This window comes from Cellulomonas algicola, from assembly GCF_003851725.1.
Taxonomy (GTDB): domain Bacteria; phylum Actinomycetota; class Actinomycetes; order Actinomycetales; family Cellulomonadaceae; genus Cellulomonas; species Cellulomonas algicola.
The window spans coordinates 248-26,211 of the sequence record NZ_BHYL01000042.1; the positions used below are offsets into that span (position 1 = coordinate 248).

Annotated in this window: 24 protein-coding genes; 8 read left to right on the forward strand and 16 right to left on the reverse strand. The window is 74.9% G+C overall.

Annotation, left to right across the window (positions count from 1 at the left end; translation table 11 throughout):
• The 4 genes from CTKZ_RS02865 to CTKZ_RS02880 form a co-directional block, all read right to left on the reverse strand.
• Nucleotides 1-475, reverse strand: a 475-nt coding sequence (locus CTKZ_RS02865; protein WP_235843163.1) for a cell division protein PerM, incomplete at its 3' end; no start/stop codon positions are given.
• Between the two features lie 162 nt (nucleotides 476-637).
• Nucleotides 638-1,519, reverse strand: a complete 882-nt coding sequence (sucD, locus tag CTKZ_RS02870; RefSeq protein WP_124341521.1) for a succinate--CoA ligase subunit alpha — start codon at nucleotides 1,517-1,519, stop codon at nucleotides 638-640.
• 32 nt (nucleotides 1,520-1,551) lie between these two features.
• The gene (gene sucC / locus CTKZ_RS02875) at nucleotides 1,552-2,733 is read right to left on the reverse strand and encodes an ADP-forming succinate--CoA ligase subunit beta (RefSeq protein ID WP_124341522.1); all 1,182 of its coding nucleotides are present in this window, start codon (nucleotides 2,731-2,733) and stop codon (nucleotides 1,552-1,554) included.
• Nucleotides 2,734-2,891: 158 nt separating this feature from the next.
• Nucleotides 2,892-3,260, reverse strand: a complete 369-nt coding sequence (locus CTKZ_RS02880; protein ID WP_124341523.1) for a TraR/DksA family transcriptional regulator — start codon at nucleotides 3,258-3,260, stop codon at nucleotides 2,892-2,894.
• A 56-nt stretch (nucleotides 3,261-3,316) separates the two neighbouring features.
• On the opposite strand from CTKZ_RS02880, the gene CTKZ_RS02885 reads away from it, so the two are divergent.
• The 3 genes from CTKZ_RS02885 to CTKZ_RS02895 all read left to right on the forward strand — a co-directional run bounded on the left by CTKZ_RS02885 (nucleotide 3,317) and on the right by CTKZ_RS02895 (nucleotide 4,907).
• Nucleotides 3,317-3,994, forward strand: a complete 678-nt coding sequence (locus tag CTKZ_RS02885) for a nucleoside/nucleotide kinase family protein (protein WP_124341524.1) — start codon at nucleotides 3,317-3,319, stop codon at nucleotides 3,992-3,994.
• A gap of 164 nt (nucleotides 3,995-4,158) precedes the next feature.
• Nucleotides 4,159-4,368: an RNA polymerase subunit sigma-70 gene (locus tag CTKZ_RS02890; protein WP_124341525.1), complete on the forward strand. Its 210-nt coding sequence runs from the start codon at nucleotides 4,159-4,161 to the stop codon at nucleotides 4,366-4,368.
• On the forward strand, nucleotides 4,368-4,907 hold the full coding sequence (locus tag CTKZ_RS02895; protein ID WP_124341526.1) for a Clp protease N-terminal domain-containing protein: 540 nt from the start codon (nucleotides 4,368-4,370) through the stop codon (nucleotides 4,905-4,907). Before CTKZ_RS02890 ends, CTKZ_RS02895 begins: the two co-directional genes overlap by 1 nt.
• Nucleotides 4,908-5,162: 255 nt before the next feature.
• On the opposite strand, the gene pcrA is transcribed toward CTKZ_RS02895, so the two are convergent.
• From pcrA to CTKZ_RS02920, 5 genes are all read right to left on the reverse strand, one after another.
• Complete coding sequence (gene pcrA / locus CTKZ_RS02900) at nucleotides 5,163-7,694, reverse strand: DNA helicase PcrA (RefSeq protein ID WP_124341527.1); 2,532 nt, start codon at nucleotides 7,692-7,694, stop codon at nucleotides 5,163-5,165.
• A gap of 126 nt (nucleotides 7,695-7,820) precedes the next feature.
• Entirely contained in the window at nucleotides 7,821-8,303 is a 483-nt protein-coding gene (locus CTKZ_RS02905) for a DUF456 domain-containing protein (protein WP_124341528.1), read from the reverse strand.
• 68 nt (nucleotides 8,304-8,371) lie between these two features.
• Nucleotides 8,372-8,719 (reverse strand): hypothetical protein, encoded by a 348-nt coding sequence (locus CTKZ_RS02910; protein ID WP_124341529.1) that lies wholly within the window; start codon nucleotides 8,717-8,719, stop codon nucleotides 8,372-8,374.
• 129 nt (nucleotides 8,720-8,848) lie between these two features.
• On the reverse strand, nucleotides 8,849-9,529 hold the full coding sequence (locus CTKZ_RS02915) for a LuxR C-terminal-related transcriptional regulator (protein WP_124341530.1): 681 nt from the start codon (nucleotides 9,527-9,529) through the stop codon (nucleotides 8,849-8,851).
• Nucleotides 9,526-10,854, reverse strand: a complete 1,329-nt coding sequence (locus tag CTKZ_RS02920) for an ATP-binding protein (RefSeq protein WP_124341531.1) — start codon at nucleotides 10,852-10,854, stop codon at nucleotides 9,526-9,528. Before CTKZ_RS02920 ends, CTKZ_RS02915 begins: the two co-directional genes overlap by 4 nt.
• Before the next feature lie 160 nt (nucleotides 10,855-11,014).
• Here CTKZ_RS02920 and CTKZ_RS02925 point away from each other — a divergent pair, with 160 nt between their 5' ends.
• A complete protein-coding gene (locus tag CTKZ_RS02925) occupies nucleotides 11,015-12,556 on the forward strand; it encodes a PspC domain-containing protein (RefSeq protein WP_124341532.1) in 1,542 nt (513 codons plus the stop codon).
• Nucleotides 12,553-13,506 carry a hypothetical protein gene (locus CTKZ_RS21350; RefSeq protein ID WP_160142810.1) on the forward strand — a complete coding sequence of 318 codons (954 nt, stop codon included), beginning with the start codon at nucleotides 12,553-12,555 and terminating at the stop codon, nucleotides 13,504-13,506. Before CTKZ_RS02925 ends, CTKZ_RS21350 begins: the two co-directional genes overlap by 4 nt.
• Before the next feature lie 116 nt (nucleotides 13,507-13,622).
• Here the strand turns inward: CTKZ_RS21350 and CTKZ_RS02935 are convergent, their stop codons facing one another.
• The 5 genes from CTKZ_RS02935 to guaA form a co-directional block, all read right to left on the reverse strand.
• Nucleotides 13,623-14,111, reverse strand: a complete 489-nt coding sequence (locus CTKZ_RS02935; RefSeq protein WP_124341533.1) for an aromatic ring-opening dioxygenase LigA — start codon at nucleotides 14,109-14,111, stop codon at nucleotides 13,623-13,625.
• A gap of 205 nt (nucleotides 14,112-14,316) precedes the next feature.
• Complete coding sequence (locus tag CTKZ_RS02940; RefSeq protein WP_124341534.1) at nucleotides 14,317-14,802, reverse strand: aromatic ring-opening dioxygenase LigA; 486 nt, start codon at nucleotides 14,800-14,802, stop codon at nucleotides 14,317-14,319.
• Nucleotides 14,803-15,006: 204 nt separating this feature from the next.
• The gene (locus CTKZ_RS02945) at nucleotides 15,007-16,143 is read right to left on the reverse strand and encodes a glycosyltransferase family 4 protein (protein WP_124341535.1); all 1,137 of its coding nucleotides are present in this window, start codon (nucleotides 16,141-16,143) and stop codon (nucleotides 15,007-15,009) included.
• Between the two features lie 11 nt (nucleotides 16,144-16,154).
• Nucleotides 16,155-16,535 carry a DUF3817 domain-containing protein gene (locus tag CTKZ_RS02950; RefSeq protein ID WP_371852310.1) on the reverse strand — a complete coding sequence of 127 codons (381 nt, stop codon included), beginning with the start codon at nucleotides 16,533-16,535 and terminating at the stop codon, nucleotides 16,155-16,157.
• Nucleotides 16,536-16,564: 29 nt separating this feature from the next.
• Complete coding sequence (gene guaA / locus CTKZ_RS02955) at nucleotides 16,565-18,175, reverse strand: glutamine-hydrolyzing GMP synthase (protein ID WP_307720283.1); 1,611 nt, start codon at nucleotides 18,173-18,175, stop codon at nucleotides 16,565-16,567.
• 146 nt (nucleotides 18,176-18,321) lie between these two features.
• Between guaA and CTKZ_RS02960 the strand changes: the two genes are divergently transcribed.
• From CTKZ_RS02960 to arfB, 3 genes are read left to right on the forward strand one after another with little or no spacing between them, the layout of a single operon-like run.
• Nucleotides 18,322-20,130 carry an ABC transporter transmembrane domain-containing protein gene (locus tag CTKZ_RS02960; RefSeq protein WP_124341537.1) on the forward strand — a complete coding sequence of 603 codons (1,809 nt, stop codon included), beginning with the start codon at nucleotides 18,322-18,324 and terminating at the stop codon, nucleotides 20,128-20,130.
• Complete coding sequence (locus CTKZ_RS02965) at nucleotides 20,127-21,860, forward strand: ABC transporter ATP-binding protein (protein WP_124341538.1); 1,734 nt, start codon at nucleotides 20,127-20,129, stop codon at nucleotides 21,858-21,860. Before CTKZ_RS02960 ends, CTKZ_RS02965 begins: the two co-directional genes overlap by 4 nt.
• A gap of 7 nt (nucleotides 21,861-21,867) precedes the next feature.
• Entirely contained in the window at nucleotides 21,868-22,296 is a 429-nt protein-coding gene (gene arfB, locus CTKZ_RS02970) for an alternative ribosome rescue aminoacyl-tRNA hydrolase ArfB (RefSeq protein WP_124341539.1), read from the forward strand.
• A gap of 177 nt (nucleotides 22,297-22,473) precedes the next feature.
• Here the strand turns inward: arfB and CTKZ_RS02975 are convergent, their stop codons facing one another.
• Nucleotides 22,474-23,178 carry a response regulator gene (locus CTKZ_RS02975; protein WP_124341540.1) on the reverse strand — a complete coding sequence of 235 codons (705 nt, stop codon included), beginning with the start codon at nucleotides 23,176-23,178 and terminating at the stop codon, nucleotides 22,474-22,476.
• On the reverse strand, nucleotides 23,178-25,925 hold the full coding sequence (locus CTKZ_RS02980) for a DUF4118 domain-containing protein (RefSeq protein ID WP_268904329.1): 2,748 nt from the start codon (nucleotides 25,923-25,925) through the stop codon (nucleotides 23,178-23,180). Before CTKZ_RS02980 ends, CTKZ_RS02975 begins: the two co-directional genes overlap by 1 nt.
• Nucleotides 25,926-25,964 lie beyond the last annotated feature (39 nt).

Below are 25,964 nucleotides of genomic sequence, written 5' to 3' on the forward strand. Positions count from 1 at the left end.
CGCCCACCAGCAGCGCGACGAGCCCGGCGGCCCCCGCGTACGCGCCGACCGCGGCCGCGTAGGCCGACCGCGTGGCGACGCCGGAGCGTCGCGCCGAGGCGTAGCAGGTGAACAGCGCGAGCAGGCTCACGCCGAGGGGCACGAGCGTGACGGTCGTGCTCGCCACGGCCACGGGCACGCCGTGCCCCAGCAGCCAGAGCGCGGCCCCGACGCCGACGGCCTGCGGCCACGCGACGCCCGCGTTGCTCGGGTCGGCGGACGTCGCGACGAACGCCGCGACCGCCGGGATGGTGAGCGCCGCGAGCGACAGGACGGCCGCCTGGAGCGACGCGAGCGCACCGGTCGCCCAGCGCGGGGCGCCGTCGAGCGCGCTCGTGAAGAAGGTGGGCCGGTCGGCGCCGCCGGGGACGGTCCGGCGGCCCGGTCGGGTCGTCGTGGCGGGCGGTCGGCCCGTCCGCGGTCCTGCGGCGCTCATCCGGACATCGTCGCCGGAGCCGGACGTGTCACCCGGCACCTCGGCCCGGCGAGTCGGCCACTCGCGGCGCGCCGCACTCCGGCGCGCCGGTCGTCCCGGGCGGGCGCGGGACGCACGACACCCCCGCGCCCGGGGTCGGGAGCGGGGGTGTCGTGGGGTGGATCAGGAGCGCGTGAGCAGCTCGCGCGCGAGCGCCGCGGTCTCCGACGGGGTCTTGCCGACCTTGACGCCGGCGGCCTCGAGGGCCTCCTTCTTCGCCTGCGCGGTACCCGACGAGCCGGAGACGATCGCGCCCGCGTGGCCCATCGTCTTGCCCTCGGGGGCGGTGAAGCCCGCGACGTAGCCGACGACCGGCTTGGTGACGTTCGCCTGGATGTAGGCCGCGGCCCGCTCCTCGGCGTCGCCGCCGATCTCGCCGATCATGACGATGATCTCGGTCTCGGGGTCCGCCTCGAACGCGGCGAGCGCGTCGATGTGCGTCGTGCCGATGATCGGGTCGCCGCCGATGCCGATGGCCGTCGAGAACCCGAAGTCCCGCAGCTCGTACATCATCTGGTAGGTCAGCGTGCCGGACTTCGACACGAGGCCGACCTTGCCGGGGCCCGTGATGTCGGCCGGGATGATGCCCACGTTGGACTTCCCGGGGCTGATGAGGCCGGGGCAGTTCGGGCCGATGAGCCGGACGCCCTTCTCCTGCGCGTAGGAGAAGAACTCCGCGGTGTCGGCCACCGGGACGCCCTCGGTGATGATGACGGCGAGCGGGATGCCCGCGTCGACGGCCTCGACGACCGCGCCCTTGGTGTGGGCGGGCGGCACGAAGATGACCGAGACGTCTGCGCCGGTCTTCTCGATGGCCTCGGCCACGGAGCCGAACACGGGGACGTCGACGTCACCGAACGACTGCGTCGTCCCGGCCTTGCGCGGGTTGACGCCGCCGACGACGTTCGTGCCGGACGCGAGCATGCGCGTCGTGTGCTTGGTGCCCTCGGAGCCGGTCATGCCCTGGACGATGACCTTGGACGCCTCGGTGAGGAAGATCGCCATGTCTGTCTGCTTCTCTCTGCTTCTCGAGGGTCTCAGGCGGCGGTGTGGGCCAGGCGGGCGGCCTCGTCGGCCCCGCCGTCCATCGTGTCCGCGAGCGTGACGAGCGGGTGGCCGGCGTCCGCGAGGATGCGGCGGCCCTCCAGCACGTTGTTGCCGTCGAGGCGGACGACCAGCGGCTTCGAGGCCTCGTCGCCGAGGATCTCGAGCGCCGCGACGATGCCGTTGGCGACCGCGTCGCACGCCGTGATGCCGCCGAAGACGTTGACGAACACCGACTTGACCTGCGGGTCCGTGAGGATGATGTCGAGGCCGGCAGCCATGACCTCGGCCGACGCGCCGCCGCCGATGTCGAGGAAGTTGGCGGGCTTGACGCCGCCGTGCGCCTCACCGGCGTAGGCGACGACGTCGAGCGTGCTCATGACGAGCCCTGCGCCGTTGCCGATGATGCCGACCTCGCCGTCGAGCTTGACGTAGTTGAGGTCCTTCTCCTTGGCGCGCGCCTCGAGCGGGTCGGCGGCGGCCTTGTCCTCGAGCGCCTCGTGGTCCGCGTGGCGGAAGTCCGCGTTGGCGTCGAGCGTGACCTTGCCGTCGAGCGCGACGACGTCGCCGTCCTCGGTGAGGACCAGCGGGTTCACCTCGACGAGCGTCGCGTCCTCGTTCTTGTAGACGAGCCACAGCTTCTGGAGGACGTCCGCGACCTTGCCGGCCAGCTCGGGCGCGAAGCCCGCCGCGGCGACGATCTCGTCGGCCTTGGCCTGGTCGATGCCCGTGCGCGGGTCGACGGCGACCTTGGCCAGCGCCTCGGGGCGCTCGACCGCGAGCTGCTCGATCTCCATGCCGCCGTCGACCGAGGCCATCGCCAGGTAGCGACGCTCGGCGCGGTCCAGCAGCAGGGAGAAGTAGAACTCCTGGGCGATCTTCGCGCCGGCCGCGATCATCACGCGGTGGACGGTGTGGCCCTTGATGTCCATGCCGAGGATCTCGCCGGCCTTCTCGGCGGCCTCGTCGGCGGAGCGGGCGAGCTTGACGCCACCGGCCTTGCCGCGGCCGCCGGTCTTCACCTGCGCCTTGACGACCACGACGCCACCCTCGGCGGGCAGCAGGCGGGTCGCGGCCTCGCGGGCCTCGTCCGGGGTCGTGGCGACGATGCCGCCGAGCACGGGCACCCCGTGCTTCTCGAAGATGTCACGTGCCTGGTACTCGAACAGGTCCACTTCGGTCCCGGTTCCTCTCGTCCGACCGGCCTGGCGCGACCACGGTCCGGCCGCAGCGCCGTCGCCGATCGTAGCCTTCGGGCGGAGATATCTTCACATCGAGAGATGTGGCGTGCGCGACGTCCCCGGTCACCGGGTCGGCGTAAGAGGCCCGCCGGTCAGCGTCGTCCGCCGGCCGCGCAGGTCACGCACGTCGTCGCCGTCGGGCGGGCTGCGAGGCGCTCGGGCGGGATCGGGCGACCGCACGACGCGCACGTGCCGTACGTGCCCTCGTCGAGCCGCCGCAGCGCGCGGTCGACCTCCGCCAGCCGCTCGCTCGCGGCCGCCGCGAGCGCGTCGACCTGCGCGCGCTCGAACGCGATCGTCGCGCCCTCCGGGTCGTGCTCGTCGTCGGCGTTGCTGTCCCGCGACGCGTCCACGACGGCCGTGTGCTCGTCGACCAGCGCGGCGAGGCGGCGCTCGGCCTCCCGCCGCACGTCCGCGAGCCGTTCCCGCACCTCGTCGTCGTCCGTCGCGCGTGCGTCCATGCCCCCACCGTGCCGCGCACCTCCGACACGCGCGCGGCGCCGCTACGGTCGCGACCATGCCGCCGCACGCCGCCCCGACCGAGGTCCGCGCCCGCCTGCTCGACGAGCTGGCCGCGCTGGTGCCGGACCCCGCGGCGCTGCGGCGGCCGGTGCTGGTCGGGGTCGACGGCGTCGACGGCGCGGGCAAGACCGTCCTGGCCGACGAGCTCGCGGTGGCGCTGGGCACCGACGGACGCACCGTCGTACGTGCGTCGGTCGACGGCTTCCACCGCGCACGCGCCGACCGGTACGCGCGCGGCCGACGTTCGCCGGAGGGGTTCTACCGGGACTCGTACGACCACGACGCGCTGCACCGCGAGCTGCTGGCGCCGTTCGGACCGGGCGGCTCCCGCCGGTACCGGACGGCCGTGCGCGACGTGGCCACCGACCGGCTCCTCGACGCTCCCCTGCGCACCGCGCCGGACGACGCGGTCCTGGTCGTCGACGGCATCTTCCTGCACCGTCCCGAGCTGGCCGGGTGGTGGGACGTCTCCGTCTTCCTGCGGGTGCCGTTCGACGTGACGTTCGCGCGGATGGCGGCGCGGGACGGCTGCCCGGCGGACCCCGACGACCCGGTGAACGCGCGGTACCGCGACGGGCAGCTGCTCTACCTCGCCGAGGTCGCGCCCGCGGACCGCGCGACCGTCGTGGTGGACAACGCCGACCCGGCGCGGCCGGTCCTCGTCCGCGGCTGAGGCCGGGCGCGCGGCGCCCGTCGTCGCGGCGCTGACGGCGCGCCCACGGGTCCCGTGCGGCAGCGCGCCCGGGTGCCGAGCGGTCCCGTGCGGCGGGGCACGACCAGCGGTCGGCTCGTCAACATCGGTTGACACCCATCGCCGCGTCAACGTATGTTGACAGCATGTCCAGCGAGCTCCTCACCGCCGCCGCGGGCGACGACCCCGCCGAGGGTCTGCGTGCCGTCCGCTCGCTGCGCGTCCTCGCCGACCGGCTCGAGGCGCTCCACGTCGAGCGCGCGCGCCGGATCGGCTGGCCGTGGCAGCACATCGCCGACGCGCTCGGCGTCACCCGGCAGGCCGTCCACAAGAAGTACGGGAAGAGGTACCCCTGATGTTCGAGCGCTTCACGCAGGACGCCCGCCTCGCCGTCGAGCAGGCCCAGACCGTCGCGCGCCGCCTCGGTGCGGACCACATCGGCTCCGAGCACGTGCTGCTCGGCACCGTCGCGCACGGGGACGCCGTCGCCCGTCGCGCGCTCGCGCGCCTCGACGTCGAGCCCGCCGCGCTCGAGCGGGCCGTGCGCGCGCAGTCGACGGACACGCTCGACGCCGACGCCCTCGCGGGGCTCGGCATCGACCTCGACGCCGTGCGCGAGCAGGTCGAGGCGACCTTCGGGCCCGGCGCCCTCGACGCGCCCGCGCCCGGGGGACGCCGCGGTCACCTGCCCTTCGACGCCGACGCCAAGAAGCTGCTCGAGGTCTCGCTGCGCGAGGCGGTCCGCCTCAAGCACCGCCGGATCGACACCGGCCACCTCCTGCTCGCGGCCGCACGCCTCGACACCGCAGGCTCGGGCCGCGCGCTCCTCGCGGCGGGGGTCGACCGCGACACCGTCGAGCGGGCCGTGCAGGCCACCTGGGCCGAGGCGGCCTGAGCACGCGCCGGCCGGGAGCACCGACGTGCACGACGACGGGGACGTCGACGCTCGGCCGTCACCGCGCGACGTCGGCGCCGCGGCCGGGGCGTTCGCCGTCCTGGTCGTGCGACGGGCCCGTGCGACCGCCCGGGCAGTCCCTGCCCCTGGTGTCCCTGCCCCTGGTCCGCCCGGGCGCACGCGCCGCGAGACGCCGCGATCGGGCACGTCACCCACGAGTGAGGACGGCGGGCCGCCCTTCCGGACGGCGGCGTGTCAGAGCTTGGTGACCGGCGAGTAGCGCAGCAGCAGGCGCTTGGTGCCCTCGGTGCCGAAGTCGACCTTGGCCACGGCGTTCGGTCCGGCGCCCTCGAGCCCGACGACCGTGCCGAGCCCGTAGGCGTCGTGCGTCACGCGGTCACCGATCGTGAGCGTCGGGACGTCGCCACGCGGGGTCGCGGACCCGAACTTGGCGCCCGTCGACGGCAGGCTGGGCTTCGTCTCCTTCGCCCGCTCGGTCCGTCCGCCGGACCGGTAGCCGCCCGACCCGGCGCGCCCTGAGCCGTAACCACCGGACCCGAAGCCCGAGCCCCAGCCGCCGCGCAGCGACGACGTCGACGACTCGCGCCGCCGCCAGTCGACGAGCTCCTCGGGCAGGTCGTCGAGGAACCGGCTGGGCGGGAACTCGTTCGGCACGCCCCACGCCGTGCGGACCGCGGCGCGCGAGATGTACAGCCGCTCACGCGCGCGGGTCAGCCCGACGTAGGCGAGCCGGCGCTCCTCGGCGAGCTGGTCGGTGTCCGTCAGCGAGCGCATGTGCGGGAACGTCCCGTCCTCCATGCCCGTGAGGAACACGACGGGGAACTCGAGCCCCTTGGCGGTGTGCAGCGTCATGAGCGTGATGACGCCCTGGTCCGGCTGGCGCGGCGCGTCCTCGTCGTCCCCGTCCCCGCCGTCGGGAGTCGGGATCTGGTCCGAGTCGGCGACGAGCGAGACGCGCTCGAGGAAGTCGGCGAGGTCGCCGTCGGGGTCGCTCTGCTCGAACTCGGTCGCGACGGCGTGCAGCTCGGCGAGGTTCTCGACGCGCGACGCGTCCTGCGGGTCCTCGCTGGCCCGCAGCTCGGCGAGGTAGCCGGACCGGTCGAGCACGGCCCCGAGCACCTCGGCGGGACCGGCGCCCTGGAACGCGAGCACGCGCAGGTCCGACATCATCGCGGCGAACGACGACAGCCCGGTGATCGCGCGCGTCCCGAGCCCGGGCACCTCGTCGAGCCGGTCGAGCGCGGCGCCGAACGAGATGCGCTCGCGCTCGGCGAACGACGCGACCATCGACTCCGACCGGTCCCCCAGCCCGCGCTTGGGCACGTTGAGGATGCGGCGCAGGTTGACGTCGTCGTCGGGGTTCGCGATCGCGCGCAGGTACGCGACGGCGTCCTTGATCTCCTTGCGCTCGTAGAAGCGCGTGCCGCCGACGACCTTGTACGGCAGGCCGACGCGGATCAGCACCTCCTCGAGCGCGCGGGACTGCGCGTTCGCGCGGTAGAAGATCGCGACGTCGCCGGGCCGCACGCCGTCGGAGTCGCCGAGGCGGTCGATCTCCTGCGCGACGAAGCGCGCCTCCTCGTGCTCGGTGTCCGCGACGTACGCGACGATCTGCGCGCCCTGGCCCGAGTCGGTCCACAGCCGCTTGGGCTTGCGACCGGGGTTGCGGCTGATGACGGCGTTCGCGGCGGAGAGGATCGTCTGCGTCGAGCGGTAGTTCTGCTCGAGCAGGATCGTGCGCGCGTCGGGGTAGTCGGCCTCGAACTCGAGGATGTTGCGGATCGACGCGCCGCGGAACGCGTAGATCGACTGGTCGGCGTCGCCGACGACCGTGAGCTCGCCGCGCGGCACCTCCTCGCCGTCCGCGCCCGCCGCCGAGCCGCTGTGGCCGACGAGCTCGCGCACGAGCATGTACTGCGCGTGGTTGGTGTCCTGGTACTCGTCGACGAGCACGTGCCGGAACCGCCGCCGGTAGTGCTCGGCGACCGCCGGGAAGCCCTGCAGCAGGTGGACGGTCGACATGATGAGGTCGTCGAAGTCGAGCGCCTGCGCCTGCCGCAGCCGCGCCTGGTAGCGCGTGTAGACCTGCGCGAGCGCGGTGTCGAAGTCGTTCGCCGCTCCCCCGCCGTTGGTCGCCGCGAACGTCTCGGGGTCGACGAGCTCGTCCTTGAGCGCGGAGATCTTCGCCGAGAGCGCCTTCGCCGGGTACTTCTTCGGGTCGAGGTCGAGCTCGCGCGCGACGAGCGTGAGCAGGCGCTGCGAGTCGGCCGCGTCGTAGATCGAGAAGCTGGACCGCAGCCCGAGCGTCGCGGCCTCGCGCCGCAGGATCCGCACGCACGCGGAGTGGAACGTCGACACCCACATGTTCCGGGCCGACGGCCCGACCAGGTGCTCGACGCGCTCGCGCATCTCCGCCGCGGCCTTGTTGGTGAACGTGATCGCGAGGATCTCGCCCGGGCGCGACCGGCGCGTGGCCAGCAGGTGCGCGATCCGGTGCGTCAGCACGCGCGTCTTGCCCGAACCGGCGCCGGCGACGATGAGCAGCGGGCCACCGCTGTGGACGACGGCCTCCTTCTGCTGCGGGTTGAGCCCGACGAGCAGGGCGTCCGCGCGCTCCTGGCGCCGGGCGTCGCGCTCCTGGGCGGCGTCGTCCTCGCCGCGCGGGGGCACGACGGCGGGCAGACCGGACGGCTCACCGGCCGTCCGGCGCGACGGGACGGCGCCACCGGGCACGGGCAGGGAGAGGCTCTCGAACAGCGATGTCATGACGGCACCAGCCTAGGCGTCGCCACCGACACCCGGTGCCCGCCGTGCACAGGCCGGACGGGCGCGAGCGAGGGCGGCGCCGGGCGGACGGGACGCACGCGACGACCTCGGTCGGCGACCGGGCGGTCAGGTGACGGCGAGCCCCACGCCCCACGCGGCGGTCGTGACGAGCGCCCCCGCGAGCTCGACGAGGATCGTCACGCCCGTGGCCTGCAGCGCGACCACCGTGGCCTTCCACGCGGGCCCGTGCTCGCGCAGACGGACCCACTCGGCGGCGTAGGTGCCGACGACGAACCCGAGCGGGAGACCGACGACCGGGACGGCGAAGAACCCGACGACGCCGAGCAGGCCGCCCCACACGAGCGTGCTGTTCGGCACACCCCGACGCTGGAGGTGCCGGCCCGCGAGCAGGTACTTGCCGACGGCGGCGAGTCCGGTCGCGAGGACCGCGACCGCGACGACCGTCCAGCCCGCGGCACCGCCCGTGATCACGCCCCAGGCGATGACCGCGGCGGCCACGAGGATGCCGCCGGGCAGCACCTGGACGACGACCCCGAACAGCCCGACCAGCACGACGACGCCGATCAGGACCTCTCCGACCACACCCATGGCGGCAGACCCTAGCCGCCGTCAGGCCGCGCCGCGGCGCGGGGCCGCGGCGCGACCGGGACGGCCGGTCAGCGCCAGAGGACGGCGATCGCGACGTTGAGCACGGTGAGGCCGAGGACGCCGCCGAGCAGGCCCTTCGTGACCTTCTCCGGACGACGCGTGCCGTACACGACCAGCCCGGTCACGACGAGCGCGACGACGAGCTTCACGGCGACCTTGACGTTGTTCGGGTCGCGCAGCTCGTCGCTCGCCGAGGCCAGGCCGACCATGAGGATGCCGGTGATCAGCGCCGTGAGGATCCCGTGCAGCGCGCCCCTGGGGAGCCGGTTGTCGCGCATCGTGACGAGCGTGCCGCCGAGCACGATCGCCCAGCCCAGGAGGTGCAGGAAGAGGAGGAGGTGCTGCAGGAGTTCCATGCCTCCCGAGCCTAGCCGCCGGGCGGGACGGTTTCTGACGTTCCGTCAGATCGACCGCGTCACACGTGCGGCCGCACCGCCGCGGGCGACGGCGTCACAGCCCGCCGCCGCGCCACCGTCGACCGCGGGTCAGAGGAGCCGGCGCGCCGCCGCCCACCGCGTCAGCTCGTGCCGGCTCGACAGCTGGAGCTTGCGCAGGACCGCCGACACGTGGGTCTCGACGGTCTTCACCGAGATGAACAGCTCCGCGGCGACCTCGCGGTAGGTGTAGCCGCGCGCGATGAGCCGCATGACCTCGCGCTCGCGCGCCGAGAGGCGGTCGAGCTCGTCGTCGCCCGTCGCGACGTCGCCCGCGGCCGCGCCGAACGCGTCGAGCACGAACCCCGCGAGCCGCGGCGAGAACACCGCGTCCCCGCCCGCGACGCGGCGCACCGCGTCCGACAGCTCGCCGCCGTCGATCGCCTTCGTCACGTAGCCGCGCGCCCCGGACCGGATCACCGCGACCACGTCCTCGGCCGCGTCCGACACCGACAGCGCGAGGAACCGCGTCGTGCCGCCCAGGTCGGTGCAGCGCCGGATCACCTCGGCACCACCGCCGCCGTCGCCGCCGGGCAGGTGGACGTCGAGCAGCACCACCGGGGGCTGCAGCTCGTGCACCACGCGGACGGCCGACTCGACGTCGTCGGCCTCGCCGACCACGCGCACGCCCGCGTCGAGCGACGCCTTGACCCCGGTCCGGAACAGGTGGTGGTCGTCGACGAGGACGACGTCCACGGCACCGGTCGACGGGCCCGTCGTGTCCGTGCTCATCTCGCTTCCCCTCCCTCGGCCGCCGCGGCCGCGCGCACCGGCACCAGCAGGTGCACCTCGGTGCCGCGACCCGGCCGGCTGGTCACCTCGGCCGTGCCGCCACGACGGCGGACCCGGCCCATGATCGACTCGCGCACCCCGAACCGGTCGGGTCCGATCGCGTCCACGTCGAACCCGTCGCCCCGGTCCTTGACGAACACCTCGACCGCGTCGGACCGCACCTCGAGGTACAGCGACACCGGCGGACGACCGTGCACGACGGCGTTGACGAGCGCCTCGCGCGTCGCCTGGACCAGCGCCTCGGTGTCCGCGTCCGGGACGCGGTCCCCGACGACGACCACGTCGATCGCCACCGGGTCGCCCGTCGGGCCGGACCGCGAGTCCTCGACCTCGGCGACGACGTCCTTGACGACCGCCGCGACCGACGTGCCAGGGGCCGGACGCTCGTCGTACATCCACTCGCGCAGCTCGCGCTCCTGCGCACGCGCCATGCGCGCGACCTCGGCGGCGTCGTCGGCGCGGGCGCGGATGAGCGCGAGGGTCTGCAGCACCGAGTCGTGCAGGTGCGCGGCGATGTCGGCACGCTCCGACTCCCGGGCACGCGCGGCCCGCTCGTCGCCGAGCGCGCGGACCAGGCGCAGCCACCACGGCGCGAGCACGAGCCCGACGCCGGCGAGCACGGCCACGGCCGCCACGACCGCCTGCACGAACGCGGCCGGCTCGATGCCGCTGCCCATGAGCTGCCCCACGAGCAGCAGCCCGCCCACACCCGCGAGCACCACACCGCCGAGCAGGCGCAGCACGCCGACCGTCGGGCGGCCCGACTCGGTCCGCCACCGCTCGCGCGGCACGTGGTCGAGCTGGCTCCACGCGAGCCCGAGACCTGCGAGCAGCACGAGCGACGGCAGCAGCCAGTCGACGTTGAGGTCGAGGCCCAGCCGCGTCGCGACGAGCGCGATCGAGCCCAGCACGAGCGCGACACCCGTGAGGATCGCCGCGAGCGGCAGCCGGCGGGCCGGGTCGACGTCGTGCTGGCGCCGGGCCAGTCGCGTGAGCGCGGTCGGACGCGCCTCGGTCGCCGCCGCGGCCGGGTCCCCCGCGGGGACGGTCAGCCACCAGAAGACGTACAGCGCCGGACCGACCGCCGCGACCGGCGCGAGGACGACGAACGCGAACCGCACGAGCCCCACGGGGACGTCGAGGTGCGCCGCCAGCCCGACCGCCACGCCCGCGAACCAGCGGCCGCGCTCGGGACGGCGCAGCGGCAGCCGCACGCGCGGCGCGGCGGTGCCGGCCGGTCGCGACGGAGCAGGTGCGGAGGTCACGCACCGATCGTCACACGTCCGCAGGGGTGCTCACGGCGTTCCCGGCACCAGATCAGGGACGCGTCCCCCGAGGATCAGGGCTGGGGGACCCCCAGGATCAGGGTCGGGTCAGGGGAGCACCCGATCCCGCCGGACCGCCCTCGCGGGGAAGGATCGAGCCATGGACACGAACACCCCTGCCGGCGGACCTGCCGGCCCGGACGCGCCGGGAGCACGCGGCGAGCACGGCGCCCCGACCGCGCCCTACGGCACCCCGCCGCCGTTCGACTCCGCCCCACGGCCCCCCGCGGCGGGCGGCTTCTTCGCCGCCGTGCGCCGCACCGGCATGTTCCGCGGCGACGACCGCTGGATCGGCGGCGTCTGCGACGGGCTCGCGCGGCGCTTCGGGCTCGACCCGCTGCTGGTGCGCGGCCTGTTCGCCGCGTCGATCCTGCTCGGCGGACTCGGGCTCGTCGTCTACGGGGTCGCCTGGGCGCTGCTGCCCGAGCAGTCCGACGGCCGCATCCACCTCGAGGAGATGGTCGCGGGCCGGTTCGACGTGGCCCTGCTCGGCGCGCTCGGCGTCGCGATCGTCGGCCTCGCGCGCGGCGACCACTGGTTCTGGTTCTGGGACGGCCCTCCGGGCTGGCTCCAGGGGCTCCTCTGGGTCGCGTTCATCGCCGGGGTCATCGCGCTGATCGTCACCGCGGCGAGCCGACGGTCGACGCCCGCACCCGTCTACGGCCCTGCCCCCTACGGCCCCGCCCCCGCCGCGGCGGCGCCCGCCGACCCGTGGGTCAAGCAGCCGGCTCCGGCCCGCGCGGCCGCGGCGACCTCCGGCCCGGCCGTTCCGACGACGAGCGCACCCGCACCCGGCTACCCGGCACCCGGCGCGCCCGCGGCGAGCGCTCCCGTGACCGGCCCCGCGCCGTACGGTCCCTACGGCCCGTACCCCACGCCGGGCTCGTCCGGCCCGTACCGCCAGGGCCCCACGCCGCCCGCACCGCCCGCCCCGCCGGTCCCGCTCGCCCCGCCGCCCCCGCCCGCGCCGCGCAAGCCGCGCGTGCTCGGTCCCGGCGTCGGCATGGTCGGCTCGGTCGTCGCCCTCAGCCTCATCGGGCTCGCCGTCCTCCTCCTGGCCGACTGGACCGGCGACTTCGACGGACCCGTCGCGCTCACCGCGCTCGGCATCGGCATCGTCCTCGCCGGCCTCGGCATCCTGGTCTCGGGCCTGCGCGGCCGTCGCAGCGGCGCCCTCGGCGCCCTCGCGATCGTCGGCATCCTCGTCGCGCTGCCCGTCGGCGCCGCCCAGACGAACGACTGGGTGTGGACGACCGGTCCGGACCGCCACCTCGACAGCGGCACCTACGTCGTCGACAGCCGCCGCTCCGCCGCCGAGGGCTTCGACCTCGGGTTCGGCGACGCCGTGGTCGACCTGACCGCGGTCCCCCTCACCAGCACCACGCTCGACGTCCCGGTCTCGCTCGGCGCCGGCAACCTCACCGTCGTCGTCCCGGTCGACGCGGCCGTCGCCGCCGACACCGAGGCCGGCGTCGGCACGGTCCGCTGGGAGCTCGACGGCGAGACGCGCACCGTGGACGGCCTCGGTATCTCGGAGCAGAGGTTCGAGGACGAGCAGACCCGCACCGGCACGACCCCCCAGCTCCTGCTGCACGTCAGCGTCGGCGCGGGCGAGGTCCGGATCATCGAGGAGCAGGCATGAGCACCGACGACACCCGCCACGAGCCGGAGCCGGCGACGGACCCGACCGACGCACCGTCCGCTCCCGACGCGACCGCGCCGCTGCCGACGACGGACGAGCGCCGCACCGACGCCCGCGCCACGGACGTGGCCGACGACGCCGCGGCCGACGACGTGGCTGAGGACGCGGACGTGGCCGAGGTCGTGGCCGAGGACGACGACGCCCGTCCGGCCCACGGCGCGGGCGTGTCGCAGGACGCGGCGACCAGGACGGACGCTGACCTCACGGTCGCGGCGGACGCCGACCTCGCGAGCGGGGCGGACTCCGACGTCACGACCGGGGCCGACGCGACCCAGCCGCTCCTGCGGACGGACGAGACGCAGCCGCTCGCGCGTGCGGACGAGACGCAGCCGCTCCTGCGGACGGACGAGACGCAGCCGCTCCCCCCGACGGACGCGACGCGCCCGCTGCCGGTCATGACGAAGGACCGCCACGAGCCGGGCGACGAGCAGGCCGCCGTGCAGGACGGGCACACCCGCCCGCTCCCGCCGCCGACGGACGACCGTCCGGCGCTGATCGACGAGCTCACGAGCATGTCGACGCCTGCGCCGGACCCCGGGCCGGTGCCGGTCCCCGCGCCCGCTCCGGCACCGACGCCGACCCCGGTCCCGGCCCCGCCTGCTCCGGCCACGTCGAGCACGGGCCCGGCGGTCGCAGCCTCGGCCCCGGCCCCGGCTGGCACGGAGCCGGAGAGGGAGCCGCGTGCACGGCTGCGCGTCGGCACGGTCGTCTGGGGCCTCGTCCTCGCGGCGATCGGCGTCGGCATCCTCGCGTGGGCCTCGGGGCTCGCGATCGACCTGCAGCTCGCGCTGATCGTGCTGCTCGCGGCCGCAGGTGCGGCGCTCCTCGTCGGGTCGCTGCTCTCGGCCGCCCGCAGCTCGCGCCAGGCGGCGGCCGCCGCACGGCGATGACGTCGGGCGGCCGCACCCCCGCCGCGGCCGCCCGCACGCACGAAGGTCCGGTCCCCAGCCCGGGGGACCGGACCTTCGTCGTCCTGGCGACGGACCGCGACGACGCGGCCGGCCGGTCAGGCGTTGGCCGTCGCGGGCGGCGCCGTCTGGGTCGTGTCGGTGACGACCGCGCGCGGGACGGTCCCGACCTTGCGCAGCGCCCAGCCGACGAGCACGAAGGTCACGCCGACGCCGAACACCAGGAGCGCGACGCCGAACGCGACGACCGAGGTGAACAGCGACGCCCTCAGGAACGACGCGGTCATGACCGTCGAGCGCGTCGGGTCGTCCTGGTCGAGCTCCGCGTACGTCTTGCCGCCCGACGCCTCGAGCGCGTGCGTGTTGATGATGTCCGCCTGGACCCACGCCTCCCAGGGCGTGTCGACGAGCTGGCCCTGGAAGGCCGACGCGTCGTCGGACACCGTGATCTTCTCGGCGGCGAGGTTGCTCGCCACCGCTCCCCACGTGACTCCCCCGGCGACGATGAAGACGACGCCCAGGATCAAGGTGATGAGGCCGATGACGCGCACCGCGCCCGACCGCTCCCCCACTGCAGCACTCGACATTTCCCGATCCCTTCTGCACCACTGACAGAACGGGCCCGGACACCCGGGCCCGACAGGCCGAGCTCACGAGACAGCACCGTGCCCGTCGAGCGTATCCCCAGGTCGGCGGGCAGAACAGGAGGAAGCGGGCGACACACCCGCGGCGTGGCGGCGCGCCGGGCGACCGCGTGGGCCGCCCGGCAGACGTCGGCGCCGCCCGGTGGGCTCAGGCGGGGACGGCGACGGGACGCGTCTCGTCGGACGTGTCGCGCCGGGCGTCGGGCCCGGTCGACGACGCAGCGAGGGAGCGCAGGGCGCTCCCGGCGAGCAGGAAGCCGACGCCGACGCCGACGACGAGGAGCGAGACGCCGAAGGCGATGACGGACGTCATGAGCGACGCGCGCAGGAACGAGGCCGTCTGGACCATCGGTCGTGCGGCGTCGTCCTGGTCGAGCTCGGCGTAGGTGCGGCCGTCCGACTCGGCCATCGCGTGACCGCGGATGGCCTCGGCCTGCGACCACGCCTCCCACGGGGTGTCGACGAGCTGGCCGGCGAACGCCGGGGCGTCGTCGGAGACGTGGATCTCCTCCTGGCCGAGGCTCGCGCCGACGCCGAACCAGGTGGCGACACCGGCGACGGCGAGGAGCGCTCCGAGCGCGAGGACGAGGGTGCCGAGGAGTCGAGCGGGACGACGGCGTGCACGTGCGGACATGGTGGTCCCCCTGATGGGTCGGTATCACGGACGTGCCGGGGTCAGGTGTGGACGAGCGACCCCGGCGAGGACATGCACCGCGCGGTCCCCGTGACGCTAGCCGCTGTCACGGTTCCTGTGCGCGCAGTTGTCCACGATGTGACAACGGGGCGTACGACGAATCGGTTCAGTGCGTCCGCAACAAAAAAGTATCGAAAGTGCCGGTCAGCGCATCGCGCGAGCGCGCTCGTACTCGGCGAGCGCCGCTCCCAGCACGTCGTCCCAGCCGAACGCGGGTCGGATCGTGCGGTTGTGCGTGCGGATGCCCGCGAGCAGCCGGCCGTCCTTGGCGAGGTGCACGACGGCCTCGGTCATCTCCGCGTCGTCGGCGACGAGCAGCCCGTCGACGCCGTCGGTGACGAACTCCGCGATGCCCGTGCCCCGGCGCGCCACGATCGCGAGCCCGGCGGTCCGGGCCTCGAGGGCGGCGATGCCGAACGCCTCGAGCTCGGCGGGGGCGAGGAACACGTCGGCGTGCGCGTAGGCGGCGCGGACCTGGGGACGCGTCAGGCGGCCGCGCAGGTCGACGACGCCGTCGAGCCCTTGCGCCGACACCGCGGACCGGACCCGTCCGAGGGCCGGGCCCGACCCGATGATCGACAGGTGGAGGCGGCCGTGCGGCAGTCGTCGGGCGGCGGCGCCGACGAGCTCGACGAGCGGGACCGCGCGCTTGCGCGGCGCGAGACGCATGGTCGACACGAGGCGGACGGGCGCGGTCTCGTCGTCGGCGGCGGGTGTGGTCGAGTCCGTGTCGGGCGCCCAGGCGTCGAGGTCCAGCCCGTTGGGCACGACCGCGACCGGCGTCTCGAAGACGGCCTCGACGCGCGCCGCCGCGGCCGAGCTCACCGCCGAGAGGGCGACCGGGGCGTCGGCCCAGCGCGTGCGCCGGACCGCGCCGCGCAGCGCGGGGACCGTACCGTCGAGCATGCAGTGCCAGGTCACCGCCGTCGGCAGGCCCGCGTCGAGCGCGAGTCGCGCACCGTCGAACGCGAAGGGCGACAGGACGCCCGCGTGCACGTGCACGACGTCGGGACGCAGGCCGTCGAACGCGGTCCGCAGCAGCCGCGGCCCGGCGGCGGGGTTGATCGGGAGGTCGAACGGGAGCCGCGCGCCCAGCCGGTGCACGTGCACCCCGTGCTCGACGTCGACCACACCGCCGCGCTCCCCCGCGACCCCGAGCGTCGCCGTGAGGACGTGGACGTCGTGGCCCTGCTCTGCCTGCCGGGCGGCGAGGTCGCCGACCTGCGACTCGATGCCGCCCGTGCGCGGCGCGTAGCAGTCGGAGACGTGGACGATCCGCACGGGCCCTCCGGTCAGGCGCGCGCGTCGATCGCGGCGAGCGCCTCGCGGTGCACCTTGCGCTCGAGCACGAACGACATGACCGGCACGACGCCCGCGAGCGCGAGCGTCACGAGCCGGCCGAGCCGCCAGCGCATCGTCGACCACAGGTCGAAGCAGGTGACCAGGTAGATCACGTAGACCCAGCCGTGCACCATCGCGATGATCCGCGCGGCCTCCGACCGCGGGTCGCCGTCGACGTTGAACCCGGGCAGCTGCAGCACGTACTTGAGGATCATCTCGACGCAGAGCAGCAGCAGCATCGTGCCGGTGATCCACGCCAGGACCCGGTACCGCTGGGCCGCCCCGCGGGCGCGCTTCACCCAGGGCTTCGTCGTCGTCTCCGTCGTGCTCACCTGCTCCGGTCCTCCCGTCATGCCGTCGGTCACTCCCACTCGATCGTGCCCGGCGGCTTGCTCGTGACGTCGAGGACGACCCGGTTGACCTCGGGCACCTCGTTCGTGATGCGCGTGCTGATGGTCGCGAGCACGTCGTAGGGCAGGCGCGTCCAGTCGGCCGTCATCGCGTCCTCGGAGGACACGGGCCGCAGCACGACCGGGTGACCGTAGGTGCGGCCGTCGCCCTGGACGCCGACCGAGCGGACGTCGGCGAGCAGCACGACCGGGCACTGCCAGATGTCGCGGTCGAGCCCGGCCTTCGTGAGCTCCTCGCGCGCGATCGCGTCGGCCGCGCGCAGGATGTCGAGGCGCTCCGCGGTGACCTCGCCGATGATCCGGATGCCCAGGCCCGGACCGGGGAACGGCTGGCGCCAGACGATGACCTCGGGCACCCCGAGCTCCAGGCCGACCGCGCGCACCTCGTCCTTGAAGAGCGTGCGCAGCGGCTCGACGAGCTCGAACTGCAGGTCGTCGGGCAGGCCGCCGACGTTGTGGTGCGACTTGATGTTCGCCGCGCCCTCGCCCCCGCCGGACTCGACGACGTCGGGGTAGAGCGTGCCCTGCACGAGGAACTTCACGGCCTCGCCGTGCGCACCCGCGTCCTCGACGACCTCCCGCGCGGCGTCCTCGAACACGCGGATGAACTCGCGCCCGATGATCTTGCGCTTGGTCTCGGGGTCGGTGTGGCCGGCGAGCGCGTGCAGGAAGCGCTCGCGCGCGTCGACGATCTTGAGCTGCACGCCGGTCGCGGCGACGAAGTCCTTCTCGACCTGCTCCGCCTCGCCGGACCGCAGCAGCCCGTGGTCGACGAACACGCAGGTCAGCTGGTCCCCGACGGCCTTCTGCACGAGAGCCGCGGCGACGGACGAGTCGACGCCGCCGGACAGCCCGCAGATGACGCGCGCGTCGCCGACCTGCGCACGGATGCGCTCGACCTGCTCGGCGATGACGTTGCCGGGGTTCCAGTCGGGCGCGAGTCCCGCACCCTCGTAGAGGAAGTTCTCGAGCGCCTGCTGACCGAGCGGCGAGTGCTTGACCTCGGGGTGCCACTGCACGCCGAACAGGCGGCGCTCCCGGTCCTCGAACGCGGCGACGGGGCTGCCGGCGCTCGTCGCGAGCACGTCGAAACCCTCGGGCGCGGCGTGCACGGCGTCGCCGTGGCTCATCCACACGGTCTGCTGCTCGGGGCTGCCCGCGAGCACGGTGCCGGCGTCGGTCACCTCGACCGCGGTGCCGCCGTACTCGCGCTGACCGGTCTGCGCGACGGTCCCGCCGAGGGCCTGCGCCATCGCCTGGAAGCCGTAGCAGATGCCGAGCACGGGCACGCCTGCCTCGAACAGCGACGGGTCGACGAACGGGGCACCCGTGGCGTACACGGACGACGGCCCGCCGGACAGGATGATCGCCGCCGGGTCCTTCGCGAGCAGGTCCGCGACGGAGGCCGTGTGCGGGACGATCTCCGAGTACACGTTCGCCTCACGGACCCGGCGCGCGATGAGCTGCGCGTACTGGGCGCCGAAGTCGACGACGAGGACCGGACGGTGCGCGGGGGGCGCCGGCGCGTGCGCAGGCGACAGCGGCTCAGGCGTCTGGGTCACGCCCCCAGGGTAGTCGTCGCGGCGGCGTCCTCGGCCCGGTCGTCCGCGCGGTGGCGGACGTCACTCCCGGGCCCCGGCACGCGCTGTCCCGCACGGGCCGATAAGCGTTCGAGGCGTGTCGGTACGCGGTCGTAACGTAGACGCTCGTGCGCTCGCTCCCCCTCTCCGACCCCGGCACCCCGCCGCTGACCGGTCCCGTCGCCTACCTCTGGTGGCTCGCCCGTCGGCAGTGGGGCATCCTCGCGGTCGCCGTGCTGCTGGGGATCGTCCTGTTCGCCTGCCAGGCGCTGCTCCCGTACCTCACGGGCCGCGCGATCGACGGCGGGCTCGAGCACGGCTTCGGCCCCGACCTGTGGCGGGCCGCGGGTGCGCTCGCCGCGCTCGGGATCGTCAGCGCCGCAGCCGGCGCGATCGGGCACCGCTACGACGTGGCGAACTGGCTGCGCGCCGCGTTCACGTCCTCCCAGCTGGTCGGGACGACCGTCGCCCGCTCGGGGCACGCGATCACCGCCGAGCTGCCGACCGGTGAGGTCGTCTCCGCCGTCGCCAACGACGCCCTGCGGGTCGGTGAGATCTACGCGATCGCCGCCCGCTTCATCGGCAGCCTCGTCGCCTACGGCGTCGCCGCCGTCCTCATGCTGCGCGTCTCCGTGAGCCTCGGCCTCGTCGTGCTCCTGGGTCTGCCGACCGTCGCCGCCGCGCTCGGCCTGCTCGTCAAGCCGCTCCAGAAGCGCCAGGTCGCCCAGCGCGAGGCGTCCGGTCGCCTGACGACGCTCGGCGCCGACACCGTCTCCGGCCTGCGCATCCTGCGCGGCATCGGCGGCGAGAGCGTCTTCAACGCGCGCTACCGCGAGCAGTCGCAGCGCGTGCGCCGCCGCGGCGAGGAGGTCGCCGTCACGCAGTCGTGGCTCGACGCCCTCCAGGTGCTGCTGCCCGGCATGTTCGTCGCGGTGCTCATCTGGCTCGGCGCGCACATGGCGCTCGAGGGCACCATCACGCCCGGTCAGCTCGTCGCGACCTACGGGTACGCGGCGTTCCTCGCGTGGCCTGTGCAGAACGCGACGATGTTCCTGCAGTCGGCGACGCGCGCGCACGTGGGTGCGGGCAAGGTCGTCAAGGTCCTGCAGGTCGTGCCGGCGACGGGTGCGCGTCCGGGCACCGCCGAGGCGCCGCCCGCCGGGTCGACGCTGGTCGACGAGACGAGCGGCGTCGTGCTCGAGCACGGCCGCGTCGTCGCCCTCGTCAGCGCCGACCCCGACGAGTCCGCCGCGATCGCGACGCGCATGGGCCGGTTCGACGACGAGGCTGAGACGGACACGCCCGTGCGGCTCGGCGGCGTGCTGCTCGCCGACCTGCACAAGGAGGACGTGCGCACGCGCATCGTCGTCGCCGAGGCCACGCCGCACCTGTTCTCGGGCGCGCTGGGTGAGGAGCTCGACGTGCACGGCACGGGCGAGGAGGAGCGGCTGCTCGACGCGATCGCGCTCGCCGACGCCCACGACGTGCTCGACTCCGTGCCCGACGGCCTCGCGGGCGAGCTCCCCGAGAAGGGCCGCTCGCTGTCCGGCGGGCAGCGGCAGCGCGTCGCCCTCGCGCGGGCGCTGCTCCTGGACCCGGAGATCCTCGTGCTCGTCGAGCCGACCAGCGCGGTCGACGCGCACACCGAGGCGCGCATCGCCGGCCGGCTCGCCGACCACCGGCGCGGGCGTACGACCCTCGTCGTCACCGCGTCGCCGCTCGTGCTCGACCACGTCGACGAGGTGCAGCTCGTCCAGGACGGCCGCCTGGTCGCCCGGGGCGCGCACGCCGAGCTGCTCGACGGGGCGGCCGGCCCGGCCGTGGCCGCCGCGTACCGCCGGGTCGTCGGCCGCGACCTCGACACCGACACACCCCCGCACGGTGTGGCCGTCACCGACGACCTCGCCGACGCCTCGCCCGCAGGAGGACGACCGTGAAGCTCCCCATCGCCGACTCGGCGGCGGTGCGCGCGTACACCGGCCGCCTGTTCCGCACGCACCGCACCGACCTCACCGGCATCGCGACGCTGCACACGCTCGCCGCGGTCGCCGGGCTCGCCGGTCCGTGGATCCTCGGGCGGCTCGTCGACGCCGTGACCGACGGCACGACGGTCTCCTACATCAACACCCTCATCGGGCTCGGCGTCCTCGCCGTGCTCGCGCAGACCGTCCTCATCCGGTTCGCGCAGCGCCGGTCGATGGTGTTCGGCGAGAAGGTCTTCGCCGAGCTCCGCGAGGAGTTCATCTCGACCGTGACGTCGCTGCCGCTGTCGACCGTCGAGCGCGCCGGGACCGGCGACCTGGTGGCGCGCACGACGAACGACGTCAACCGGCTGCAGCACGCGGTCCGCTTCGGTGTGCCGCGCGTGATCGTCGCGGTCGTGACGATCACGCTCACCGTCGTCGCGAGCGTGGTCCTCTCGCCGCTCGTGGCGGTCGCGATGTTCGTCGGCGTCCCCGGGATGCTGCTCGTGGTCCGCTGGTACCTCAAGCGCGCGACGCCGGCCTACCAGCGGGAGTCCGCGTCGTACGCGGCGCTCAACGGCACGATCACCGAGTCCGTCGAGGGTGCGCGCACCGTCGACGCGCTGCGGCTCGGCCCGCGTCGTCAGGCCCGCGTCGACGCCGACCTGCGCGAGGCGTTCGCCGCCGAGAAGGTCACGCTCGACCTGCGCACCGTGCTGTTCCCCGGCATCGACCTGGCGTTCGTGCTCGCACCCGCGGCAGTTCTGGTCTGGGGCGGCTTCCTCGTGTCCCAGGGGTACGCGTCACTCGGGGCGGTCACGACGATCGTCATGTACACGTACCAGGTCAGCGGCCCGGTGTGGGAGCTGATCTTCTGGGTCGACGAGATCCAGGTGGCGGCCACGTCGCTCGCGCGGATCGTCGGCGTGCAGCTCGTGTCGCCGGACCGTTCCGCCGGATCGGCGACGCCCGTGGACGAGGACGTGTCCGCGCGCGACCTGCGGTACGCGTACCGCGAGGGTCACGACGTGCTGCACGGCATCGACCTCGACCTGCGGTCCGGCGAGCGGCTCGCCGTCGTCGGCCCGTCCGGCGCCGGCAAGTCGACGCTCGGGCGCATGCTCGCCGGCATCCACCCGCCGACGGGCGGGTCCGTCACGGTCGGCGGTGTGCCGCTCGTCGAGCTGCCGCTCGAGGACCTGCGCGGGCACGTCGCGCTCGTCACGCAGGAGCACCATGTGTTCGTCGGCGAGCTCGCCGACAACCTGCGCCTGGCCAAGGAGGACGCGACCGACGCCGAGCTCGAGCACGCGCTGCGGGCCGTCGACGCGTGGGAGTGGGTGTCCGCCCTGCCCGAGGGGCTGACGACCGAGGTCGGATCCGGTGGCACCCCGCTGACCCCCGCCCAGGCGCAGCAGATCGCGCTGGCGCGGCTCGTGCTGCTCGACCCGCACACGCTCGTGCTCGACGAGGCGACGTCGCTGCTCGACCCGCGCGCCGCGCGGCACCTCGAGCGGTCGCTGTCCGCCGTGCTCGAAGGCCGGACCGTCGTCGCGATCGCGCACCGGCTGCACACCGCGCACGACGCCGACCGCGTCGCCGTGGTCGACGCCGGGCGGATCACCGAGATCGGCCCGCACGACGAGCTCGTCGCCGCGGGTGGCGACTACGCCGCGCTGTGGCACTCGTGGCAGCACGAGTGATCCGACCGTGATCGCACCGATCGCCCTGCGAGGGGGTGTCGTCCTTCCCGACGACGCCCTCTCGTGGCGTTTCTCCCGGTCGAGCGGACCCGGCGGTCAGGGCGTCAACACCGCCGACTCGCGCGTCGAGCTCACCGTCGACGTCTCCGCCGTGCTGTGGGCCGTGCCCGAGCAGGAGGAGCGCGTCCGCTCGCGTCTGGCCGCGCGGCTGCGCGGTGACGTGCTGACCGTCGCCGCGTCCGAGCACCGGTCGCAGCTCCGCAACCGCGAGGCGGCGCTCACGCGCGTCGTCGCGCTCCTCGACGAGGCCCTCGCGCCCCCGGGCCCTCCGCGCCGGGCCACCCGCCCGAGCCGCGCGTCCCGCGAGCGCCGCGCGGCAGGCGAGCGGCAGCGCCGGGCGGTGAAGGAGCTCCGCCGCCGCCCTCCTCTCGGCTGAACATCACTCCATCCGCGCATCCCGCGACCCGGCGATGAGTACCGCTCTAGGCCCACGAACGGTGGTCAGCACCGGGTCGGCGCCCGACCGCACGCGCGAACGGGCAGGTAGGCGGCCCGCAAGCCGACGGGTGAGAACCGGGACACCCCGTGTCGCCAAGGCGACGCGGGTCGTGCCTCAGGGTTCGAAGGTGTAGCCCAGGCCTGGGTGGGTGATGACGTGGCGGGGGTGCGACGGGTCGGCCTCGAGCTTGCGGCGGAGCTGGGCGGAGTAGACGCGCAGGTAGTGGGTCTCGTCGGAGTACCCCGGGCCCCACACGTCTTGGAGGAGCTGGCGGCGGGACACCAGGCGGCCGCGGTTGCGGACGAGGACCTCGAGCATCGCCCACTCGGTCGGCGTCAGGCGGACCTCGGTGCCGTCGCGCAGGACGCGGGCGCGGGCCAGGTCGATCGTCAGGTCGCCGGCGGTGACGACCGCCTCGCCCGGGTCGTCGGGGACGGCGGCGCGGCGGACGGCGGCGCGCAGGCGCGCGAGGAGCTCGTTCATCGCGAAGGGCTTGGTCACGTAGTCGTCGGCGCCGGCGTCGAGGGCGTCGACCTTGTCCTCGCCGTGCTGGCGCGCGGACAGGACGACGATCGGCACGCGCGTCCACGCGCGCAGGGCGGTGATGACGTCGAGGCCGCTCATGTCGGGCAGGCCCAGGTCGAGGAGGACCACGTCGGGTCGGTGGTGCGCGGCGGCGGACAGGGCGTGGGCGCCGTCGGCGGCGGTCGTCACCTGCCAGCCGGAGGCGCGCAGCGTGATCGCGAGGGCGTGCGCGAGGCCGGGCTCGTCGTCGACGACGAGGACGTGGGCGCCCGGGCGGGTCGGCTCGTCGGTCATCAGGTCGCGTCCGCGTCGGTGGTCGGGGGCAGGTCCGCGTCGGGGGTGGGGCGGCCGGGCACGGGCGTGGGCTCGGCGGCGTCGGCGCGCGCGGACGCGGTGGCGGGGGCGTCGGCGAGGGGCAGCACGAGGACCATCGTGAGGCCTCCGCTCGGGGTGTCCTCGGCGTGGAGGTCGGCGCCGACGGCCGTCGCGAGGCCCGACGCGACCGCGAGGCCGAGGCCCAACCCGGTGCCGGTGGTGTCGCCGAGACGCTGGAACGGTTCGAACATGCGCTCCTTCGAGTCGTCGGGCAGGCCGGGGCCGGTGTCGACGACGCGCAGCACCAGGTCCGCGCCGACCGGGGACGCGGTGACGACGACGGCCGTGCCCGCGGGGGCGTGGCGGACGGCGTTGGAGACGAGGTTCGCGACGACGCGTTCGAGGAGGCCGGGGTCGGTGCGGACGAGCGGCAGGGTCTCGGGCAGGTCGAGGCGGACGACGTCGTGCGGGTAGCCCTCGACGGCGAGCGGGACGATCTCGTCGAGGGACGCGTCGCGCAGCACGGGGGCGACGGAGCCGGTCGCGAGGCGGGACAGGTCGAGCAGGTTGTCGATGAGTCGTTCGAGGCGACCGGTCGCGTCGCCCAGGGTGTCGACGAGAGCGGCGCGGTCTGCGGCGGCGAGGTGCAGGTCGGTCGCGGTGAGGGCGTCGACGGACGCGCGGATCGTCGCGAGCGGGGTGCGCAGGTCGTGCGAGACGGCGGCGAGCAGCGCGGTGCGGGTCGCGTCGGCCTGCTCGAGGACGCGGGCCTGCTCGGCCGCGCGGCGCAGGCGCGTCTGCTCGAGGACGGCACCGACCTGCGAGGCGAACGCGTCGAGCACGCGCCGGTCGGACGCGGGCAGGACGCGCCCGTCGAGAGCGAGCACCCGGGCGTCGTCGACGGTGACGACCGCGGACGCGTCGTCGGGCGTCGTCGGCGGCTGAGCGCCGTCCGACGCGAGAACGACCCACCCCGCGCGTCCGACACGTCGAGGACCGCCGTCGGACGCGTCGACGTCGCCTGAGTCGCTTGTGGGCACCGGACCGCCGATCGGACCGTCCGCGGATCGTTCGAGCAGGGAGACCGCGCGGAGGGTGAACGTCTCGCGGAGGCGGGCGACGAGGGCGTCGGCGGTGTCCTCGCCGGTGAGGACGGCGCGCGTGACGGACGCGAGGGTCGAGGCCTCGGCGCGGGCGCGGAACGCCTCGGCGCTGCGGCGGGCGGCCTGGTCGACGACGGACGCGACGCCCGCGGCGACGAGCACGAACACCACGAGGGCGAACGCGTTCTCGGGCTGCGCGATCGTGAGCCGGCCGGTCGGCAGGGTGAAGAACCAGTTGAGCAGCACGAAGCCGGCGACGGCGCTGACGACGGCCGGCCAGAGCCCGCCGACGAGCGCGACGCCGACGGTGAGCGCGAGGAACAGCATGAGGTCGGTCGCGAGGGTCACTCCGCCGTCGAGCGCGGAGAGGACTGCGGTCAAGGCGACCGGACCGACGACGGCCAGCAGCCACCCCGCCACGCGGCGGGCCCGGGACAGCGGCGACCGTCGCCGCACCGACAACCGTCCGGACCGCGCGCGCTCGTGCGTGACGAGGTGCACGTCGACGGCCCCCGCCATGCGCGCGATCGACGTCCCGGTGCTGTCGGACAGCGCCTCGCGCCAGCGCGGTCGCCGCGACACCCCGACGACGACCATGGTCGCGTTGACGCCGCGCGCGAAGTCGACGACGGCGGTCGCGACGTCCTCCCCCACGACCGTGTGGAACGTGCCGCCCAACGACTCGACGAGCCGACGCTGCTCGGCGATGCGCGCGGGACCGGCGCTCGGGAGGCCGTCGGTCGCGAGGACGTGCACCGCGAGCAGCTCGGACCCGGCGGCGCGCTGCGCGATCCGGGCGCCGCGGCGGAGGAGGGTGTCGCTCTCCGAACCGCCGGTGACGGCGACGACGATGCGCTCGCGCGCGGGCCACGGCGCGTCGATGCGGTGGTCGCGGCGGTAGTCGGTGAGGGCGTCGTCGACGCGGTCGGCGAGCCACAGCAGCGCGAGCTCGCGCAGCGCGGTGAGGTTGCCGACGCGGAAGTACGACGACAGCGACGCGTCGACCTGCTCGGCCCGGTAGACGTTCCCGTGCGCGAGGCGGCGACGCAGCGCCTGCGGCGGCAGGTCGACGAGCTGGATCTGGTCGGCGGCGCGCACGACCTCGTCGGGAACGGTCTCGCGCTGGCGGATGCCGGTGATGGCCTCGACGTCGTCGTTGAGCGACTCGAGGTGCTGCACGTTGACGGTGGTGACGACGTCGATCCCCGCGTCGAGCAGGTCGTGGACGTCCTGCCAGCGCTTCGGGTGGCCTGCGCCGGGGACGTTGGAGTGCGCGAGCTCGTCGACCATCGCGACCTGCGGCCGGCGGGCGACCACGGCGGCGACGTCGAGCTCGGTGAGGTCCTGACCCCGGTAGGCGATCGTGCGGCGCGGGACGACCTCGAGGCCGTCGAGCAGCGCGGCGGTGCCGAGGCGGCCGTGCGTCTCGACGAGCCCGACGACCACGTCGGTGCCGCGCGACAGGCGCCGGTGCGCCTCGTCGAGCATCGCGTACGTCTTGCCGACGCCGGGTGCGGCGCCCAGGTAGACGGTGAGGCGCCCGCGCCGCGCGCCGGGCGCGGCGGGTGCCGGGGGCGCCGGCGGGGTACCGGTGTCCGACCGCGACCCGTCGGCACCCGGCACGGGCCGTGCGCGCCCCGGCCCCGGTGCGGGGTCGGGACG